At 36.4% G+C, this 19,107-nt stretch carries 20 protein-coding genes and 1 pseudogene; 15 read left to right on the top strand and 6 right to left on the bottom strand.

Going from position 1 to position 19,107, the window contains the following annotated elements:
* The first annotated feature begins 116 nt into the window (after positions 1 to 116).
* The 9 genes and pseudogenes from miaB to KG732_RS05170 all read left to right on the top strand — a co-directional run bounded on the left by miaB (position 117) and on the right by KG732_RS05170 (position 10,169).
* Positions 117 to 1,589 (top strand): tRNA (N6-isopentenyl adenosine(37)-C2)-methylthiotransferase MiaB, encoded by a 1,473-nt coding sequence (gene miaB, locus KG732_RS05210; protein ID WP_213521410.1) that lies wholly within the window; start codon positions 117 to 119, stop codon positions 1,587 to 1,589.
* A 1-nt stretch (position 1,590) separates the two neighbouring features.
* Positions 1,591 to 2,892: a sigma 54-interacting transcriptional regulator gene (locus KG732_RS05205; RefSeq protein ID WP_213521409.1), complete on the top strand. Its 1,302-nt coding sequence runs from the start codon at positions 1,591 to 1,593 to the stop codon at positions 2,890 to 2,892.
* Positions 2,882 to 3,394, top strand: coding sequence for an LPS assembly lipoprotein LptE (lptE, locus tag KG732_RS05200; protein ID WP_213521408.1), 513 nt, complete (start codon positions 2,882 to 2,884; stop codon positions 3,392 to 3,394). The genes KG732_RS05205 and lptE overlap by 11 nt, the downstream gene beginning before the upstream one ends.
* Complete coding sequence (locus KG732_RS05195; protein WP_213521407.1) at positions 3,388 to 4,254, top strand: hypothetical protein; 867 nt, start codon at positions 3,388 to 3,390, stop codon at positions 4,252 to 4,254. The genes lptE and KG732_RS05195 overlap by 7 nt, the downstream gene beginning before the upstream one ends.
* Positions 4,254 to 4,598: a preprotein translocase subunit SecG gene (gene secG, locus KG732_RS05190; RefSeq protein WP_213521406.1), complete on the top strand. Its 345-nt coding sequence runs from the start codon at positions 4,254 to 4,256 to the stop codon at positions 4,596 to 4,598. The genes KG732_RS05195 and secG overlap by 1 nt, the downstream gene beginning before the upstream one ends.
* A gap of 142 nt (positions 4,599 to 4,740) precedes the next feature.
* Entirely contained in the window at positions 4,741 to 5,016 is a 276-nt protein-coding gene (gene groES / locus KG732_RS05185) for a co-chaperone GroES (RefSeq protein ID WP_213521405.1), read from the top strand.
* 50 nt (positions 5,017 to 5,066) lie between these two features.
* Positions 5,067 to 5,326, top strand: a pseudogene (locus tag KG732_RS13145) (four helix bundle protein).
* A gap of 116 nt (positions 5,327 to 5,442) precedes the next feature.
* Positions 5,443 to 7,068: a chaperonin GroEL gene (groL, locus tag KG732_RS05175; RefSeq protein WP_213521404.1), complete on the top strand. Its 1,626-nt coding sequence runs from the start codon at positions 5,443 to 5,445 to the stop codon at positions 7,066 to 7,068.
* A 632-nt stretch (positions 7,069 to 7,700) separates the two neighbouring features.
* The gene (locus KG732_RS05170) at positions 7,701 to 10,169 is read left to right on the top strand and encodes a zinc-dependent metalloprotease (protein ID WP_213521403.1); all 2,469 of its coding nucleotides are present in this window, start codon (positions 7,701 to 7,703) and stop codon (positions 10,167 to 10,169) included.
* Positions 10,170 to 10,245: 76 nt separating this feature from the next.
* Here KG732_RS05170 and KG732_RS05165 read toward each other — a convergent pair whose 3' ends face one another.
* Together KG732_RS05165 and xrtF are read right to left on the bottom strand one after the other, a co-directional pair.
* On the bottom strand, positions 10,246 to 10,683 hold the full coding sequence (locus KG732_RS05165) for an exosortase F system-associated protein (protein ID WP_213521402.1): 438 nt from the start codon (positions 10,681 to 10,683) through the stop codon (positions 10,246 to 10,248).
* The gene (gene xrtF, locus KG732_RS05160; RefSeq protein WP_213521401.1) at positions 10,676 to 11,218 is read right to left on the bottom strand and encodes an exosortase family protein XrtF; all 543 of its coding nucleotides are present in this window, start codon (positions 11,216 to 11,218) and stop codon (positions 10,676 to 10,678) included. Before xrtF ends, KG732_RS05165 begins: the two co-directional genes overlap by 8 nt.
* A gap of 72 nt (positions 11,219 to 11,290) precedes the next feature.
* Between xrtF and KG732_RS05155 the strand changes: the two genes are divergently transcribed.
* The 6 genes from KG732_RS05155 to KG732_RS05130 all read left to right on the top strand — a co-directional run bounded on the left by KG732_RS05155 (position 11,291) and on the right by KG732_RS05130 (position 16,676).
* On the top strand, positions 11,291 to 11,746 hold the full coding sequence (locus tag KG732_RS05155) for a GAF domain-containing protein (protein ID WP_213521400.1): 456 nt from the start codon (positions 11,291 to 11,293) through the stop codon (positions 11,744 to 11,746).
* Between the two features lie 73 nt (positions 11,747 to 11,819).
* Positions 11,820 to 12,011 carry a hypothetical protein gene (locus KG732_RS05150; protein WP_213521399.1) on the top strand — a complete coding sequence of 64 codons (192 nt, stop codon included), beginning with the start codon at positions 11,820 to 11,822 and terminating at the stop codon, positions 12,009 to 12,011.
* Complete coding sequence (locus KG732_RS05145) at positions 12,011 to 13,384, top strand: class I SAM-dependent methyltransferase (RefSeq protein ID WP_213521398.1); 1,374 nt, start codon at positions 12,011 to 12,013, stop codon at positions 13,382 to 13,384. Before KG732_RS05150 ends, KG732_RS05145 begins: the two co-directional genes overlap by 1 nt.
* A complete protein-coding gene (locus tag KG732_RS05140) occupies positions 13,374 to 14,849 on the top strand; it encodes a hypothetical protein (protein ID WP_213521397.1) in 1,476 nt (491 codons plus the stop codon). The genes KG732_RS05145 and KG732_RS05140 overlap by 11 nt, the downstream gene beginning before the upstream one ends.
* Positions 14,850 to 15,058: 209 nt before the next feature.
* Positions 15,059 to 15,661, top strand: coding sequence for a DUF6088 family protein (locus KG732_RS05135; RefSeq protein WP_213521396.1), 603 nt, complete (start codon positions 15,059 to 15,061; stop codon positions 15,659 to 15,661).
* On the top strand, positions 15,654 to 16,676 hold the full coding sequence (locus KG732_RS05130; protein ID WP_213521395.1) for a nucleotidyl transferase AbiEii/AbiGii toxin family protein: 1,023 nt from the start codon (positions 15,654 to 15,656) through the stop codon (positions 16,674 to 16,676). The genes KG732_RS05135 and KG732_RS05130 overlap by 8 nt, the downstream gene beginning before the upstream one ends.
* A 281-nt stretch (positions 16,677 to 16,957) precedes the next feature.
* Here KG732_RS05130 and KG732_RS05125 read toward each other — a convergent pair whose 3' ends face one another.
* From KG732_RS05125 to KG732_RS05110, 4 genes are all read right to left on the bottom strand, one after another.
* Positions 16,958 to 17,836, bottom strand: coding sequence for a HipA domain-containing protein (locus tag KG732_RS05125; protein WP_367271482.1), 879 nt, complete (start codon positions 17,834 to 17,836; stop codon positions 16,958 to 16,960).
* A 58-nt stretch (positions 17,837 to 17,894) separates the two neighbouring features.
* On the bottom strand, positions 17,895 to 18,230 hold the full coding sequence (locus tag KG732_RS05120; RefSeq protein WP_213521393.1) for a HipA N-terminal domain-containing protein: 336 nt from the start codon (positions 18,228 to 18,230) through the stop codon (positions 17,895 to 17,897).
* A complete protein-coding gene (locus KG732_RS05115; RefSeq protein ID WP_213521392.1) occupies positions 18,227 to 18,436 on the bottom strand; it encodes a helix-turn-helix domain-containing protein in 210 nt (69 codons plus the stop codon). Before KG732_RS05115 ends, KG732_RS05120 begins: the two co-directional genes overlap by 4 nt.
* Positions 18,437 to 18,681: 245 nt before the next feature.
* Positions 18,682 to 18,939: a GIY-YIG nuclease family protein gene (locus tag KG732_RS05110; protein ID WP_213521391.1), complete on the bottom strand. Its 258-nt coding sequence runs from the start codon at positions 18,937 to 18,939 to the stop codon at positions 18,682 to 18,684.
* Positions 18,940 to 19,107: the final 168 nt, after the last annotated feature.

Below are 19,107 nucleotides of genomic sequence, written 5' to 3'. Positions count from 1 at the left end.
TAAAATCGATAGCCCGATGAAAAAATCAAAGAATAGGCATCAAGATCATGCTGACATTGTGTCACAATACTTTCAAAATACATATATTTGCAAGGTTATATTTAAGATAACGCCTGATGGAAAAGATTATTGAAGAAGAAAAACAAGGAACTGCTGTGTTATTGGAACACAACGCAAAAAATACGCGCAAACTGTATATTGAAAGTTTCGGCTGTCAGATGAACTTTTCTGACAGCGAGATTGTTGCCTCTATTCTAGCAAAAGAGGGGTTCAATACCACTAACAATATGGAAGAAGCAGATCTAGTATTGGTCAACACGTGTTCCATACGTGATAAGGCAGAGCAAACCGTTCGTAAAAGACTAGAAAAATACAACCGTGTTAAGAATAAGAAAAATCCTAATATGAAAGTAGGTGTTCTAGGTTGTATGGCCGAACGTTTGAAATCTAAATTTCTAGAAGAAGAAAAGATCGTAGATATGGTCGTAGGACCAGATGCCTATAAAGACCTGCCTAACCTTGTCGCAGAGATCGATGAAGGTCGCGAAGCGGTCAACGTGCTTCTTTCTAAAGATGAAACCTACGGAGATATTGCCCCAGTGCGATTGAACTCTAATGGAGTAACTGCTTTTGTATCCATCACCAGAGGATGTGATAATATGTGTACATTTTGTGTGGTTCCCTTTACTCGTGGCCGGGAACGCAGCCGTGACCCACATTCTATTCTGGAAGAAGTCAATGATCTATGGAATAAAGGCTTTAAAGAGGTCACCTTATTAGGTCAAAATGTAGATTCTTACCTCTGGTATGGTGGTGGACTCAAAAAAGATTTTAAAAAAGCCAGTAAAATGGCCAAAGCTACGGCGGTTGATTTTGCTCAATTATTACATAAAGTAGCTAATGCGCACCCACATTTAAGAGTGCGTTTTTCTACTAGTAATCCTCAAGATATTAGTGATGACGTACTTCATGCTATCGCAGCGCACAGAAATATTTGCAACTACATTCATCTACCTGTTCAATCTGGAAGTAATCGTATTTTAAAAGAAATGAACCGCTTGCATACTCGTGAAGAATATATGAGACTCATCGATCGCGTTCACGCAATTATTCCAGAATGTGCCGTTTCTCAAGACATGATTACTGGATTCCCTACTGAAACCGAAGAAGACCATCTAGATACATTGAGCCTTATGGAATATGTCAAATACGACTATGGTTTTATGTTTGCTTATTCCGAGCGGCCTGGCACCATGGCGGCCCGCAAATTAGAAGATGATGTGCCCGAAGACACTAAAAGCCGCAGGCTTAGTGAAATCATCGCTGTTCAAAGAAGAACAGGCTATGAAAGAGCACAATACTTTGTAGGTAAAACTGTTGAGTGCCTTATAGAAAAAGAATCTAAAAAATCTGATCAACATTGGGCAGGACGTAACACACAAAATTATGTGGCTATTTTTGATAAAGAAAATTATAAAGTAGGCGAATACGTTATGGTAGAAATTACGGATTGCACCAGTGCCACCTTAATAGGAAAAGCCATAGGCTACAGCGATATGGAAGGGCCATTAACGTACAAAACAATCTAATATGGAAAGTGTACAATCGGTGAAACAACGTTTTGAACTTATAGGTAACGATCCTGGTTTTAATAGAGCTATAGAAAAAGCCTTACAGGTTGCTCCTACAGACATTTCTGTGCTCGTCACTGGAGAAAGTGGTGTTGGTAAGGAGAGTATTCCTAAAATTATTCATTCCCAATCATTTAGAAAACACGCAAAATATATCGCAGTCAATTGTGGTGCTATTCCTGAGGGAACTATAGACTCTGAATTATTTGGCCATGAGAAAGGAGCTTTTACAGGCGCTACTTCCACTAGATCCGGCTATTTTGAAGTAGCTGATGGAGGAACTATTTTCCTTGATGAAGTTGGAGAACTCCCTCTACCTACTCAAGTACGCTTATTGCGCGTATTGGAAAATGGAGAATTCCTAAAAGTAGGATCTTCAGGAACACAAAAAACCGATGTGCGCATCGTAGCAGCTACCAATGTAAAACTATTTGAAGCTATCGAAAAAGGTAAATTTAGAGAAGATCTTTATTACCGATTGAGTACCGTAGAAATAGATTTACCCCCATTAAGAGAACGCAAAGGGGACATTCACTTGCTTTTTAGAAAATTTGCCAGTGACTTTGCTATGAAGTATAAAATGCCTACGCTACGCCTGGATGACAATGCCATTTCCATGCTTACTAATTACAGATGGAGCGGTAACATCAGGCAGCTGCGCAACATTGCCGAGCAAATTAGTGTTTTAGAAAAGGAGCGGAACATTACCGCAACTATGTTACAACACTATTTACCTGATGCAGGAAAAAATTTACCAGCAGTAATCGGTGAAAAGAAAAAAAGCGACAGCGAGTTTGCTAACGAGCGGGAGATCTTATACAAAGTCTTGTTTGATATGAAAAATGATCTCAACGATCTTAAAAAGTTGACCAACGAACTCATGGAAAGCGGTAATTCCAAAGACGTAAGAGAAGAGAATCCAGGCTTGATCAAACGTATTTATGGCAGTCAGGAAAGTAGCGAGCAGGATTATGAAGAGGTGATTGACAATGCTTATGATTTTAATCAGGAAGAATCAGTAGCTGCATCCAGCACCTCTAGCTCAGAAACTAATCATTTTGCAGAAGCTTCAGCAGCAGTAGACCGATATGATTTTGCACAAGAAATAGTAGAAGAAGAATCACTTTCTCTAGCAGACAAAGAAATAGAATTGATAAAAAAATCATTAGAAAGACATAAAGGCAAAAGAAAAGCTGCTGCCGATGATCTTGGAATCTCAGAACGCACCCTTTACCGTAAAATCAAACAATATGATCTTTAAAAACTTGCACTTCTTACTAGTCGCACTTGCTTTTTTAAGCTTGACTTCCTGTAGCTTTTACAGCTTAAGTGGTGTCACACTTCCTGCCGACATCAAGACTTTTCAAGTGGATTATTTTGGTTATCAGGCTGTTCTAGTAGAACCCGGATTAGAGCGAGACTTTACACTTGCATTACAAGATCTTATCAATGATCAGTCGAGATTAAGTCTGACACCTACAAACGGTGACTATATCTACCAAGGTGAGATTACTAGGTTTTACATAGCTCCAATGACTGCCACTGCAGATAGTAGAGCTGCCCAAAACAGAGTTACACTAGAAGTAAATTTAAGGTTTATCAATACGAAAATTGACGAAGAAAGTTTTGAAAAAAAATACAGTTTCTTCTTTGATTATGATGCCAACTCACAATTACAGGGCAGCACTTTAGAAACGGCAAAAGAAGTTCTATTTGAGCAAATTACTCAAGATATTTTTAACGATACCCTAGCAAAATGGTAGATGCGATTTCCATAAACAACGTCTTGGCACAACCGGAAACCATTCACGTGGACCATCTTAGTGCATTAACCGATATTTTAAAAGAATACCCTTATTTTCAAGCGGCGCGCATCATCTACCTCAAAGGTCTGAAAAATCAAAGCAGCCCATTGTACAACAAAGAGCTGCAACGAACTGCCGCACACACCACAGATAGATCGGTCTTATTTGATTTTATCACCTCAGAATCCTTTAGTCAAAATAAAGTAAGTCAACACATCAAATTGCTACAACAAGAAGAAATGACATCTGACTCTGATGCTATTTCTAGTCTGCGCTTTGTTGAGGAAGATCTTAACGCCCGTAACAACCATAATCAAGACACCGATGCAGCTCTTTTTGAAAAGAAGAAAAGGACTTCCATTGAAAAAGAACCATTAGAGTTTGATAAAAATGAAACCTATAGTTTCTCCCAATGGTTGCGTTTAACTACCTTAACACCTATAGACCGAAAGAAAGCACCCCAAGAAAAAAATCTAAGAGAAGTGGACGAGGTTGTTACATCAATTACAAAGGTAAAGGAGGACATTCAAGAAAGAGATGAGCGTGCAAGAAAAATGGCTCGCATTGATCAATTCCTTGCTGAAAAGCCAAAAATCAAGCCTCGGAAATCACCCAGTACCGCTATAAATATAACCAGTCACTCTCAAGATCCGAGTCAGTTCATGACAGAAACTTTAGCCAAAGTTTATCTCGCTCAGAACAACTATTCTAAAGCTCTGAAAGCTTATGAGGTTTTAGTATTGCAACATCCAGAAAAAAGTGCTTTCTTTGCAGACCAAATTCAAGAAATTAAGAATTTACAAAGCAATCCTACATAATGACAACATTTTATATCTTTTTAGCGCTTATAGTATTGGTTTCCTTTTTACTAATCGTAGTGATTATGGTACAAAACCCTAAAGGTGGCGGATTATCATCTAGCTTTGGTGGCGGCGGAACGCAGCAACTAGGCGGTGTGAAAAAAACTGGTGATTTTTTAGATAAAAGTACTTGGGTTCTTTCTACAACTCTCTTAGTGCTTATCCTCCTTGCCAGTACAACACTTATTCAAGGAAAAGAGCAAAGTACCATTAAAGTTACAGAACCGCTACCTGTAGAAGCTCCTGTAAAAACATCAAGCCCAGCAAACACCTCAACTGAAGAAACACCTACTGACAAATAGTACGTTATACAACAGCAATAACTGACAAAATATCCAGCCTTAAAGCTGGATATTTTTATTTACAGCAGTTTTGTCAGTCAAGGACAATTGGCACATTTATGGAACTATGATGATCATAATAAACATATAAACATTTTTTAAAATGGCATTACATATTCAACCCTTATCAGATCGAGTAGTTATAGAACCAACTGCCGCTGAACAAAAAACAGCTTCAGGTTTATATATTCCTGATACCGCTAAAGAAAAACCACAACAAGGAAAAGTTGTTGCTGTAGGAAAAGGAAAAAAAGATCACGAGATGACTGTAAAAATTGGGGACCAAGTTCTTTATGGAAAATACAGTGGTACCGAATTAAAATTAGACGGTAGCGATTATTTAATCATGCGCGAGGAGGATATTCTTGCAATCGTATAAAAACCTGCTACAAGCTCTAAGCTGTATGCCTTAAGCAAATCAAAAGGTAAATGAGAGATTCTAGAAAATACGACATTTGGAAATTAAGTCATGAATTGAAGCAAAAGGTTTATCGTCTTACAAATGATTTTCCAAAATCTGAAATTTATCTCAACTAAAAAGAGCAACTAGTTCTACGCTGACTAATAATAGTGATGGATGCGGTAGAGATAGTGACGCTGAATTTAACAGATTTCTAACTATAGCATTAGGGTCTGCAAGTGAGGTAGAAAACCTTTTAATTCTTTCAAATGATTTAGATTATATTTAGTAAGAAGTTCAAAAGCTTCGTAAAAATATTAATTTGATAAAAAGAAAGATTTACAGTTTAAAACAAAAATTAAATCAATAAAACAGCCTTTAGCATAAGGCGTAAAGCATTAAAAAATGGCAAAAGACATAAAATTTGATATTGAAGCAAGAGACGGAATCAAACGTGGAGTAGATGCACTTGCAAATGCAGTAAAAGTAACCTTAGGACCTAAAGGTCGCAACGTCATTATCGGTAAATCATTTGGTGCTCCGATAGTAACTAAAGACGGGGTAAGCGTTGCTAAAGAAATTGAGCTTTCAGATGAACTAGAAAACATGGGTGCTCAAATGGTAAAAGAAGTTGCTTCAAGAACGAACGATCTTGCAGGTGATGGAACTACTACCGCTACAGTACTTGCTCAGGCAATCGTAAAAGAAGGCTTGAAAAACGTCGCTGCAGGTGCTAACCCAATGGACTTAAAACGAGGTATCGACAAAGCTGTGGAAGCCATCGTTAAGGACTTGGAAAAGCAAGCAAAAAAAGTAGGTGACTCTAGCGAGATGATCAAACAAGTAGCTTCTATTTCTTCCAACAATGACGAAGTGGTAGGTGATCTTATCGCTAAAGCTTTTGGAAAAGTAGGTAAAGAAGGGGTAATCACCGTAGAAGAAGCAAAAGGAACAGAAACGTATGTGGATGTTGTTGAAGGAATGCAGTTCGACCGCGGGTATTTATCTCCGTACTTCGTTACCAATTCTGAAAAGATGACTACTGAGTTAGAGAACCCTTATATCTTATTATTTGACAAGAAAATCTCTACTATGAAAGAATTGATGCCTGTTTTAGAGCCTGTAGCTCAAACTGGTAAACCACTTCTTATCATTGCTGAAGACGTAGATGGAGAAGCCCTTGCTACTCTAGTAGTAAATAAACTAAGAGGTTCTTTAAAAATCGCTGCTGTTAAAGCTCCAGGTTTTGGTGACCGCAGAAAAGCAATGCTAGAAGATATTGCTATTTTAACTGGTGGAACTGTAATAAGTGAAGAAAGAGGATTTACTCTAGAAAATGCCACATTAGAAATGTTGGGAACTTGTGAAAAAGTTGATATCAATAAAGACAACACCACTCTTGTTAATGGAGCTGGTAAAAATGCTGATATCAAATCTCGTATAGGACAAATCAAATCCCAAATAGAGAATACCACTTCCGATTATGATAAAGAAAAACTTCAAGAACGTCTGGCAAAACTTGCTGGTGGTGTTGCCGTACTTTATGTAGGTGCAGCAAGTGAAGTAGAGATGAAAGAAAAGAAAGATCGTGTAGATGATGCTCTTCATGCCACTCGTGCAGCTGTAGAAGAAGGAATTGTCGCTGGAGGCGGGGTGGCTCTTGTACGCGCAAAAGCCGTCCTTGCTAAAATAAAAGCAAATAACGCTGATGAAGAAACTGGAATCGCTATCGTAGCTCGTGCTGTAGAAGCTCCTTTAAGAACTATAGTAGAAAACGCAGGTGGTGAAGGAAGCGTTGTCGTTTCTAAAATACTAGAATCCTCAGGAAATTACGGTTATGATGCTAAAAACGATAAGTATGTAGACATGCTTAAAGAAGGTATTATCGATCCTAAAAAAGTAACTCGTGTGGCATTAGAAAATGCAGCATCTGTTGCTGGAATGATCCTCACTACAGAGTGTGCCCTTATAGAGATTAAGGAAGACAGTGCAGGTGGTGGCATGCCAGGCGGCATGGGTGGAATGATGTAACTCATTTTAAAATTCTTATTTAAATCAAGCCATCTCTCCAGAGATGGCTTTTTTTATTTGCTCCCTCAATTACTCAAAACGCTATTTTGATCAACATATAAATCTACTCCAACAGTTTAGCTATCATAACCTTGACATTCTCGTGCTATTTACTTTTTTATAAGCTGTAAGGAAACAGCCTCAATTAGTGCTACCAAATATTCCTAGCGGGCATCAAGTCCTTTAGAAAAAAATCGAGACCTCGCGCCTCTTTTTCCATTTATAAACTACCTGAAAAAAATGGAAGGTTATTACTTCTAGAGAACGTGGAACTAAAATAGAAGTAACTGCGCTGCACAACGCAACCTGTATTTTATTGAAGTTCGGAACTCTATACCCAAAGAAATTTATAGATGTATCAAAAGTAACCCAACACTCCTAGGAATTATAAATAGCTTTTGACTTATTACAACTGTATTTGTAAGAAATTATATGTGATGGATTGCTATATCACTTTCGCTAAGCGGAATGTGATTGTAACTAAAGTGTTGTTTTGGTGCAAATGAAGAAAACTTCTTTCGCGTTAACGCCTTGTTAAGAAATAATGAACTTTATCATAATATATTTAGAACATCAATAAAAACTATAAATCAATGCGAACAATTAAAATGTTGATGGTACTGCTTCTTGTAGGATCTATAACAACTAGCTGCTCGATTTTCCAAGGGAAAAAGAAAGCGACAGAAAACAAAACAGCTACAACTGAAAAGCCCAAAAAGGGTGATATACAGCCTTATTCTAAGGTCATCACTAAAGAAGCAAAGAGTGATGAAGGGCTATTCACGGTGCACCATGTAGAAGATAAGTGGTTCTATGAGATTCCAGACAGCCTTTTTAACAGAGAGATGTTAATGGTAACTCGTATCGCAAAAACCGCTGCAGGTATAGGCTTTGGTGGTGGAAAGCAAAACACTCAAACCTTAAGATGGCAAAAGATCAACAAAGACGTTCTTTTAAGAGTAGTTTCTCACGAAGTTGTGGCAGCAGATTCTTTGCCAGTGAGTATTGCGGTAGAAAATTCTAATTTTGAACCTATTCTTTACTCTTTCCCTATAAAGGCACTTAAAAAAGATAGTGTAACCAACAATACCGTTATAGACGTTACTGACTTCTTTTCTAAAGACGTAAAGGCAATTGGGTTCCCACAAAGAGCCAGAAGTAACTACAAAGTTAGTAGGCTAGATGATTCTAGATCTTATATAGACACGTTGCGTTCTTACCCTCTAAATATTGAGTCTAGACATGTAAAAACCTACCTATCTAGTGACCCTCCTTCTAATAGTAGTGTTCAGTCTATTTCTTTAGAAATGAGCAACTCTATGATTCTTTTACCTAAAGTGCCTATGAAAAGGCGTTACTTTGATCAACGCGTAGGATGGTTTGCTAGAGGACAACAGGACTATGGACTTAATGATCAAAAAACGAAAACAGTTACTTACCTAGACCGATGGAGGTTGGAAGTAAAAGATGAGGACCTGGCAAAGTTCAAAGCGGGTGAATTGGTAGTGCCTAAAAAACAAATTGTTTACTATATAGATCCTGCGACACCTGAACAGTGGAGAAAATACATCAAACTAGGTATTGAAGACTGGCAAGTTGCCTTTGAAGCTGCTGGTTTTAAAGAAGCTATTATCGCAAAAGATGCTCCTACTAAAGAAGAAGATCCAGAATGGAGTCCAGAAGATGTGCGTTATTCTGTTGTAAGGTATTTAGCCTCTCCTATTCCTAATGCAAATGGACCTCACGTTAGTGACCCAAGATCTGGAGAAATTCTGGAAAGTGATATCAACTGGTATCACAATGTAATGACTTTATTACACAATTGGTTCTTTATTCAAACTGCAGCTATCAATCCTGATGCTCGTATGAATAATTTTGATGATGAAGTAATGGGACGTTTGATACGTTTTGTTAGTTCTCATGAAGTAGGACACACCTTAGGACTACCTCATAATATGGGAAGCTCTATTGCTTATCCAGTAGAAAAATTGAGAGATCCTGCTTTTACAAAAGAATTTGGAACTGCTCCTTCTATTATGGATTATGCACGTTTTAATTATGTAGCACAACCAGAAGATGGTGATGTAGCTTTAATGCCAGAAGTAGGTCCTTATGACAAATATTCTATTGCTTGGGGTTACAAGCCTATTTTAGATAAAACAGCTAAAGAAGAAAAAGAAACTCTTGACGCTTGGATTCTTGAAAAAGCTGGGGATCCAGTTTATAGATTTGGCCGTCAGCAATTTGGTGTAGTAGACCATACTTCTCAAACAGAAGATTTAGGAGATGACTCTATGCTAGCAAGTGACTACGGTATTAAAAACCTAAAACGTATCGTTCCTAATTTAGGAACATGGACTGGTGAAGAAGGAGAAAACTTTGACGAATTAGATAATATGTATGGTCAACTTGTAGGACAGTTCAATCGCTATATGGGTCATGTTGCTGGTAACATAGGTGGAATTAAAGAAACCTACAAAGCATACGGTCAAGAAGGTGCTGTTTATGAGCATGCTTCTAAAGACAAGCAACAACGAGCGATGGCTTTCTTAAACACTCAGTTATTTGAAACACCTGAATGGTTGATTGATCAAAACATTTTTAACAAAATTGAGCCTGCTGGCGGAATCGAAAGAATACGCAGCATACAAGAACGCACGTTGAACAATGTTCTTGACTTTGGTCGTATGGCTCGTCTTATGGAAAATGAAGAGGTAAACGGTGACGATGCTTACGGATTACTAGACATGATGACCGAATTGAGAAAAGGTCTTTTTAAAGAACTTGCAAGAGGCCAGACCATCGATCGTTACCGTCGTAATTTACAGAGAGCTTATGTAGAAAGATTAGCCTTTATTATGACTAATGATGCTCCACGTGGACGTTTTGGAGGCACTAGTATTGATGTAGCACAAAGCGACATCAGACCTATTGTACGTGCTGAATTAGAACTGCTTAAAAGAGATGTTGCTCGTGCAACTAATCGCACTAGCGATAGACTATCAAAAATTCACTTAAGAGATTTAGAAGAAAGAATCGATATGATTCTAGACCCTAAATAAGATTAAAATAATTTTATTCTTAGAAACTGGTTACTCCTTGGTAACCAGTTTTTTTATGTCTAAAAATAAAATGTATTTAGGTGGTGCGATTGGTTTTAGAAGCTAAATAAAAGCCCGGAATTAAAATAAATAGTAAAAGAGGATGTATTAAAAATCTCCTAATATAGAACAAGGCCATCTTTACCCATTCCTCCTCTAGAGGCACTAAAATAAAAAATACCCCTAATAAAATGATACAAGCAAACAAATGAACCCATAAGGTAGCTTTGACATACTCTTTATTTTTGTACAATAACCAAATAATAACCACCGTAAATAATAAGTTGATGAAGTAACGAGACAGTGTCGAGATAAGATAAAGCCCCTTATTTAAATCTGGTAACGGTTGTGATTGAAAGCTAGATTTAAAAAAAGATATAAAGGGATCGTAAAACAAGTCATTTTCTAACAATCGGACGCATGCTAAACCTAGCAACGAGATCACTACAAGAACTATAGATAAGGTTTTATTCAACTTCCTTCGGCTTTACATTTCTAGTCCAATAAATCCAAAGCAATACTACCGCTCCATAGATAACGCTTGGAAATATGATTTCGTGAGAAAAATCGGCATAAGCAGAATAGTCGTAATAAACGATCCCTAAAACTGCCAGTCGGATTAAATTCACTATATATATAAATACTATTCCAAACAGTAAAAAAGAGAGTGTCTTCTTCCAACCTCTAGAAAAAGCCACCACAAAAGCGGTAAATAAGATCATTACACTAACAGAATTACAACCTTCTATGATGCGAAATATTTTAAACTCATCAATAAATATGGTTACCGAAGGGTGTGCTGGAGAATTTAAGGCCTGCGCGTTATAGCCCACAAACCTTAATAATTCTTGGGTCTGATAACTTAATTGAGCGGTTATGGGGTCTGGATAAAGCTGTTGATCCCATTCCACACCTAAGAAAAAATGATACCCAATAGAAAAAAGGATGTACAACATTGCAAAAATAGATACAAACTTAAAAACTGGGTAATAGGGTATTAAGGCTTTCAATATTCAATATTTTGTGTAAAGTTAGTTATTAAAACAAAACCATGAACTAGCTTTGCATCTTATTATTTACCCATGACAATAGACGCATTAAAACCTCAGGTTAGTAGCATTATCAATCAGCCAGAAGTGGCGATTAAGGATAAAATGCAAGCTATTTGTGACTTACTTCAATCGGCTATAGCTACTTATGATTGGGTAGGTTTTTATATGGCTCATGAAACAGAACCAACGCTACATTTATGGAATCAAGCTGGAGAGCCTACCGACCATACGGTGATTCCATTTGGTAAAGGGATTTGTGGTCAAGTGGCTGTTTCTAATGCAAATTTTGTGGTAGATGATGTTCATGCACAAGATAATTACATCGCTTGTAGCATTCACGTGAAAAGTGAGATCGTTATTCCGATGTTTAAGAATGCTAAAAACATTGGACAGATCGATATAGATAGCAATACCGCCCATGCTTTTAACGCAGAAGACGAACGTTTTCTGGAGTGGGTCAATGAGCTGGTGGCTGCACAGCTGTAAGATACTTCTACTCTCCTACTGCAAAATGTGTGTTTTATTCTATTATAGCATAATAATTAATTAAATTGCCAGTATGAATTACTTGCTTTATTTTGATCCTGGACTAGGAATGATGATCGCTCAAGCGGCAATAGCTGCATTAGCCGGATTTGTTTTATTCTACAAAAAAGTCATTACCACCGTAAAAGGTTGGATAGGTTTAAAAAAACAACAAAAAGACAGTAGTTTTGACAGCAACTATGAACAAGATTCTGAAGAGAACTAATGCTTAGGCATCCGTCTTCATACCGAGATCCCTCTGGTTTTGTATACAGAGAAAAAGCGGTCTTTTACCGACAGATCAATCCGGTGTATTTTGAAGAGTACCACGCGGCAAAAAATGCTGGGATTTATCAAAAGCTTTTTGATAAAAAATGGCTCATCCCGCATAAGGAAATCAGTGTCGATGAAGAAAAGATTATTCTTCTTCCAGAGCAACTGGATTTTATCACTTACCCTTATGAATGGAGTTTTAGCCAGTACAAACACGCTGCACAACTCACCCTTAGGCTTCAAATGTTTCTTTTAGAAAATAACTTTTCTTTAAAAGATGCTAGTGCATTTAACATCGCCTTTTATAAAGGTAAAGCCGTATTTATAGATACCTTGAGTATCGAGCAATATAAAGCAAATACGCCTTGGAGAGCCTTAAAGCAATTTAACGAACATTTTTTTGGACCTTTACTTCTCGCTCAAAAATACGGTGGGCAGTATTTAAAAACCCTGCAACATTCTATCAACGGGATGGCCTTAAGTGACGTAAAACGACAGTTGCCTTTTACCGCTAGATTCCACCCTATTATTTTTAGTCATATCCATTTGCTTTCAAAATCTGACGCTCAGGAAAACTCTGAAAAAACAGAAAGCACAGAAGCACACCTTTCCAAGTCTTCTCAGATAAAAATGTTGCAAGCTCTAGAACAGTATATAGATGCTATGACTTCTAAAGAAAATACAGAGTGGTCCAGTTACTATGATCAGATCAATTATCAAGCAGATTCCTTTCATACTAAAAAGAAACTTATTAAAGAATGGTGTGCCGCTATAGAAGCGCGTAAAATAATCGACCTAGGTGGCAATGACGGTACCTTTGCCAAGGAATTACTAGACCAAGCAGATCAGATCATTGTGAGTGATATCGACCAACCTGCGATAGATCAATGCTATTTGAACCAATTAAAATCAAAAGAAAACAAACTTATTCCTTTGGTTTGCGATTTGATGCAGCCTTCACCGGCTATAGGATTCCATCATAACGAACGAGATTCTTTTACCTCTCGAGTGATGGACTTTCAACCAGAGGTGACTATGGCTCTTGCTTTGATCCATCACATCAGCTTGACGGGAAATGTTCCCTTTGAGATGAGTGCTGCTTATTTTGCAAAATTATCTCCGTATTTGATCATTGAGTTTCCGGACAGAGAAGACAGCTGGGTGAAGTTTATACTGGATAGCAAACGAGATGCTCGTCATTTATTTGATGATTATAGTGTTTCCGCTTTCGCGAAAGCGTACCAACAACAATTTAAATTGATCAAATCAGAGAAAATCGAAGGTACCGAACGCACCTTATTTCTTTTTGAACGACATGAAGGATAAAATAGTAAAATACCTGTCTAGTGAAAATCACTATTGGTGGACAGTCACCCTACTACCCGGTTGTTACGCGATCATTTATTTATACCTTAAAAACTACACCTTAGTCAATTCATGGCAACAACTCAGTAGTTTTATAGCTTGTTTTGTCTTGTTACCAAGCTTGCTGTTTCTATTACTTGATTTGTTATTTAAAAGAAAGATGCCTGAAAGAAGGGCACAATTGTACTGGTCCTTTTTGCTGATCAACTTCTCCATTATCTTCTCTCTTTCTATTTATTTAGGATGGAGGTGGAAAGCCTTGATATTAGTTGCTCTATTAGCAATAGCGGCTTCCTTTTTTACAGCAAAACACTATAAGAAAATTGTTTTGCTTCTCAGTATCATGTGCCTAATTGCTTCAGGCCAATTACTTTTTTTTATAAGCTCGTCGGTCCTCTCTAGTGAAGACTGGGTGCAACCTATGGCCTTTGAATCCAGTGTCTTTCAACAGAAGCCCAATGTGTATTTGCTACAGCCAGATGGATATGTAGGTGAGCAAGCGGCAAATAACGAAATCTACCAATTAGATAACCAAAGCTTTTACGATACTATGAAAGCACAAGGTTTCCAGTTTAATGCGGAGTTTAGAAGCAATTATCCTACTACCCTTGCTTCTAACAGTACCTTGTTTACCGCGCAACATCACTACTTGCATTATGGAGATATGAATAATGAACTGATGAATGCTAGAGATATTATTCTTGGAGATAATCCGGTATTAAAAACCTTTGTAACTAATGGATATAAGACCCATTTGATCTTAGAACACTCTTATCTCATGCTCAATTATCCAGAGGTTTATTATGACACCAATAATGTAGACCGCAGGGAACTGTCCCCTTTGTTACCTAACTATTTTTTAGGAAAGGACTATATGGAAGATTTTAAGTCCCAAGTTTTAAGCACCTCTGAAGATCCTCAGTTTTACTTTGTAGAGATTCTTCATCCAGGTCATATCTCCTATAGTAAAGACCGAGAAGACGCAATCGCCTTTGAAAAAAACAACTACCGCGAAGAGATCAAGTCCATTTCGTCACAGCTTATTGATATGGTTCAATTCATCGAATTCAATGATCCAGAAGCAATTATTTTAATTGTGGCAGACCACGGAGGATTTGTAGGTTATACCCATACTGGGGCTGCTTATACGCAGCCAGAGAAAGACCTGGCACTTAAGGAAAGTGTTTTTAACGCCTTATACGCGGTAAAAGCACCTGAGGATTTTGATCCGTTTCAAAAAACAGTTACAAGTTCTATAGGAGTTTTTCCTGCCTTGTTTGATTACTTATCTGGCGCCAAAGCAACTAATACCAGCTCTTTTGATAACAGCAGTTATTTACTCATCAAATCTGATGCAGAACAGACACTCTATCGATATTACGATACTCATGGAAATTCTGTGATGCAGAAGGTAGAGCAACCTTAATGTAAGGGCATAAAAAAAGGTCTTCATTGCTGAAGACCTTTTGTGGAGTCGGAGCGAAAGAGTTCGAACTTTTTGAATGAGGATATGGAGTTAATTATCTTAAATTCAGATAGTTTTGAAATACGTTCAGAAATATTCTAAATAAGACCCTTGTAATATTTGTAACAAATATTTACTATTTTTGTTACAAATAAATTATATCAATTAGAATGGTTAGTATAGAAGAAAAGATAAAAAATCAAATCAACTCTAGCAACATTGGGACACTTTTATTTCCCGAAGACTTTAAAAATTTAGGGTCTTCAGAAGCTGTACGACTTGCATTGCATAGACTTTATAAAACTAATTTTATCAAAAGGATTGCTAAAGGAATCTATGTTAGACCTAAAAATAATGATTATATAGGTGAAGTGCTGCCATCTGCTGAAGAGGTAGCTTATGGTATTGCAAAAAGAGATCAAATAAAAATAATACCGACAGGAGTTTATGCATTGCATGCCTTAGGTTTAAGTCAGCAGATCCCACTTAATTTAACTTTTCTAACGGATGGTGCTGCGAGAGAAATTAAAATAGGAAAACAATCCATAAAGCTGAAACGCACTACACCAAAAAACTTAAAAGCCAAAGGAAAGATTAGTAGTTTGGTTATACAAGCCTTAAGGGTTATTGGTAAAGGTAAGTTGTCTAAAAAGGAGGAACAACAGATTTTAGATTTACTCAGATCGGAAAATGAAGAACATTTGATACATGATATAGACTTAGCTCCTGTTTGGATTCGAAAAATAATGACAAAAGCCTTGAAGAATGAATAAAATTAATTTTGCATCATTAGACCGAGAGGCAAAAGTTGACATCTTGAATCAGACAGCAGTAAGAACAGGAATTCCTGCTTATGCTATTGAAAAAGATTGGTGGGTGAATAAAGTTTTAAAGCATTTGTTTAAAATGGAAATAGGTGGTCATCTTGTTTTCAAAGGCGGAACAAGTTTAAGTAAGGCTTGGAAATTAATAGAACGCTTTTCAGAGGATATAGATCTAGCCATAGACAGAAAATTTATGGGCTTTAGTGGTGATTTAACTAAAAAAGAACGCACTAAATTACGCAAAGCTACAAGCGAGTATTTAGAATATACTTTCTTACCTCTGTTTATTGAATCATTAAATAAGGCTGATTTAGGAGAAATAGAGATACAAATTATTGAACCCTTATCAAGTGATCAAGATCCTAGAATAATAGAGGTCTATTATCAAACGGTCATAGAATCTCCTGGTTATATTAAACCAAGAGTACAAATTGAAATTGGTTGTCGCTCATTACAAGAACCATTTACCATAAAACAAATACAGTCCGCGATTGACGATGAATTTCCGGATGCTGTCTTTGTAGAAGAGATCATTAATATCCCATGTGTTAACCCAGAAAGAACTTTTCTAGAAAAGGTATTTCTACTACACGAAGAATTTCAGCGTCCAAAAGAGAAAATTAGAGTAGAGCGTCTGAGTAGGCATTTATATGACGTTTATCAATTACATAAAAGTGGTTTTGCACTAAAATCAATGAAAGACAAGTTATTGTATGAGATTATTGTTAATCATAGAATGATATTTACAAAAGTAGGTGGCGTTGATTATAGTCTTCATCAACCGCAGACTATTAATCCTATTCCACCAGATCATTTGTTAGGTCAGTGGGATGCTGATTATAAAATTATGAGAGAGCAAATGATTTATGGTGATAGTCCATCTTTTGATGAGCTTATAAATGGGGTAATAAAAGTTAAAGAGATGATAAATGGTATAGGTTGGAAAATCGATATTAATGAATAGTTCGAACCCTAAACTGCATTAAATTAAATACTTAATAAAACCTTACAAAAAATAAAAACCCTTTTAAGTAATTGATTTAAAAGGGTTTGTTTTTTAAAGTGGAGTCGGAGAACGACATTGCGAGAGCAATGTGCGAGTTGTAGCACCGGCCGTGATTCTCCCGACTGCATAATAAAACCACCTAGCGTTAGCTGGTGGTTTTTTAAAGTGGGCGCAGAGGGACGGAATTCGAACTTTTTAAAGGAAGATATTGGGTTAATAATCTCAAATTCAAGTAGTTTTTAAAAATCTTCATTTAATCTACTGTATCTTTTTTCTAAAACACTAAGGTACCTGTCTTTCATTTTTGAGGATAAAAATGAGCTTTCAATGAGTTGAATCGCTTTGATTTTATTTTTAGAAAAACGAGAAAAAACACTATCTATTTGTTTATTAGTAAGACCTAACTTCCTTCCAAAGTCAACAAAATTATTCTTTGTGATATTTTTCTTTTTACCTGATATGGTTAGTGCTAATTCCTCAGAATCTTCTGGATTTACAATTGTAACATTTAGTAGGTCATAGGCAGGAGATAATGCCCATCCAAAATCGGATTTAATCATCGAGAAGTTTTTAAGGTGCATATCATTATTTCCAGTTAGGAATGAAAATAGGGTAAGTTCAAATAAAAATAGTTTATCTAATAAGGTATTACTAGTATAGTCTCCTAGAGCTTTTCCCACACGTTCCATGGAACTTTTATATTTATCAAAAGCCTCAGTAATTTGAAACATATCAATCATATGTATTTTAGAACCATCATTTTTTCTGTCGATACGTTTTGTGATATAAGATAATTCTCCTGATTTTAAATATATTAAAGATGACTTAACGACATTGATACCATAAGCTTCTGCAATACGCATGGTTAGATGTTCATTTTCTGGCATTTCAACAAAGTTGCTATTGGGCGGTTTGAAAATGTAATTACCACCTAAAGCACCTACTACTGTAAGCCTTTGATTACTTTCATTTTCTATATTATTTGAAAGGCTCATAGACAATTTAGGTTGTACACCAGGAACAGATATACTTCTTTCAACCACATCCATTGCAAGTTTTTGCATTTCATTAAAAGAGTAGTTGAGTTCTGGTACTTTTTTAGTTCCAAAAAAATCCAAAGCGCAACGCTTGTGAAAGTTGTTTCCTTGAACTATTTCTTTATAGCAATATAAGCACTTATTCATCTGTTGTATGTATTATGGGTTCTACACTTACCGCTCCTATGCAGTTTTGACAACAAGCTAACAGTAAGCCCATTCTATCATTAGTGTTGATTTTCCAATTCTTAGATGCTATATCTAATAACCATCCTTCTGGAATAAGACCTTCAAAAAAAGGAAATAACCTATTTTCTTTGTACAACGTATCATTAACAGGCATGGTGAATGTTATAAACAACTCTGAGTTATTAGCTATATAGTTTTGGTCATATTTATAGGTATAATAACCGTCATCCGTTTCTGTTAATATCCCAGCAAGTATATTGTCATAAAGAATTTTAGCTTGTCTCATTTTTTCTCAGTTTTTATTAAAGGAGCTGCTATGAGTTGATGTCCAAACATTCTCAAAACAAGGTTTACTTTCTCCATGTTAAGATTTGTTTTTCCTTGTTCTATTTTTCTAACTACTGTTAAAGCAACACCAGTACGTTCAGCAAATTCCTCTTGTGTTAAACCTACCGTTTTTCTTTTGGTTTTCACCAGTTGAGCTAAATTCATTTTATATGCAATTAAATATAAATATTTACAAATATATTAAATTATATGTGATTAAATATAAAATAATACTTTATCACTAAATTATACTTAATTGCATATATTTTTATTAATGATTAAATGAAGACTCTCCTATTCTATTGATTATAAGATTTTGGGAGTCGGAAGAGTGACGCAGTCCGAATTTTTTGAATGAAAATATTGCCCCCCTTTATCTTTAAGTCAATTAATACCAGAATTTGAGGTTTTCAATATCTAAATACTCCAGACATTAAATCTATCTCTGCATTTCTAACGACTATTTTTTTGATTTGGTTTTCTCTCTTTATGGCTTCTGTTCGAGTGTCAAATTCCTCCACATATTTGATCTTCCAATCTTTTGCTTTAGAAGTAAATCCTGTGGTACTTGTAAGATGTTTATTGAGGCGCTCTTTTACATCTTGAGTAGAACCAATGTAATAGCGTTGAAGCTTTTCAGAGAATAATATGTAAGTGTAGTACTTCATGGAAATAAAAAAAGGCCTTCATTGCTGAAGACCTTCTGTGGGCGCAGAGGGAATGGTTTGTGCCGACCCTCCCGATGTGAAATCGGGATGCTCTGAACCAACTGAGCTAAGCGCCGATTAATTTTTCGATCATCAAGCTGCTTTTCCACTTTTTGATTTGGTTTTCTC

It is taken from the genome of Nonlabens sp., assembly GCF_018401815.1.
Classification (GTDB): domain Bacteria; phylum Bacteroidota; class Bacteroidia; order Flavobacteriales; family Flavobacteriaceae; genus Nonlabens.
Note: the sequence above shows the minus strand (reverse complement) of the source record. Positions and strands in the feature narration are given on the sequence as shown.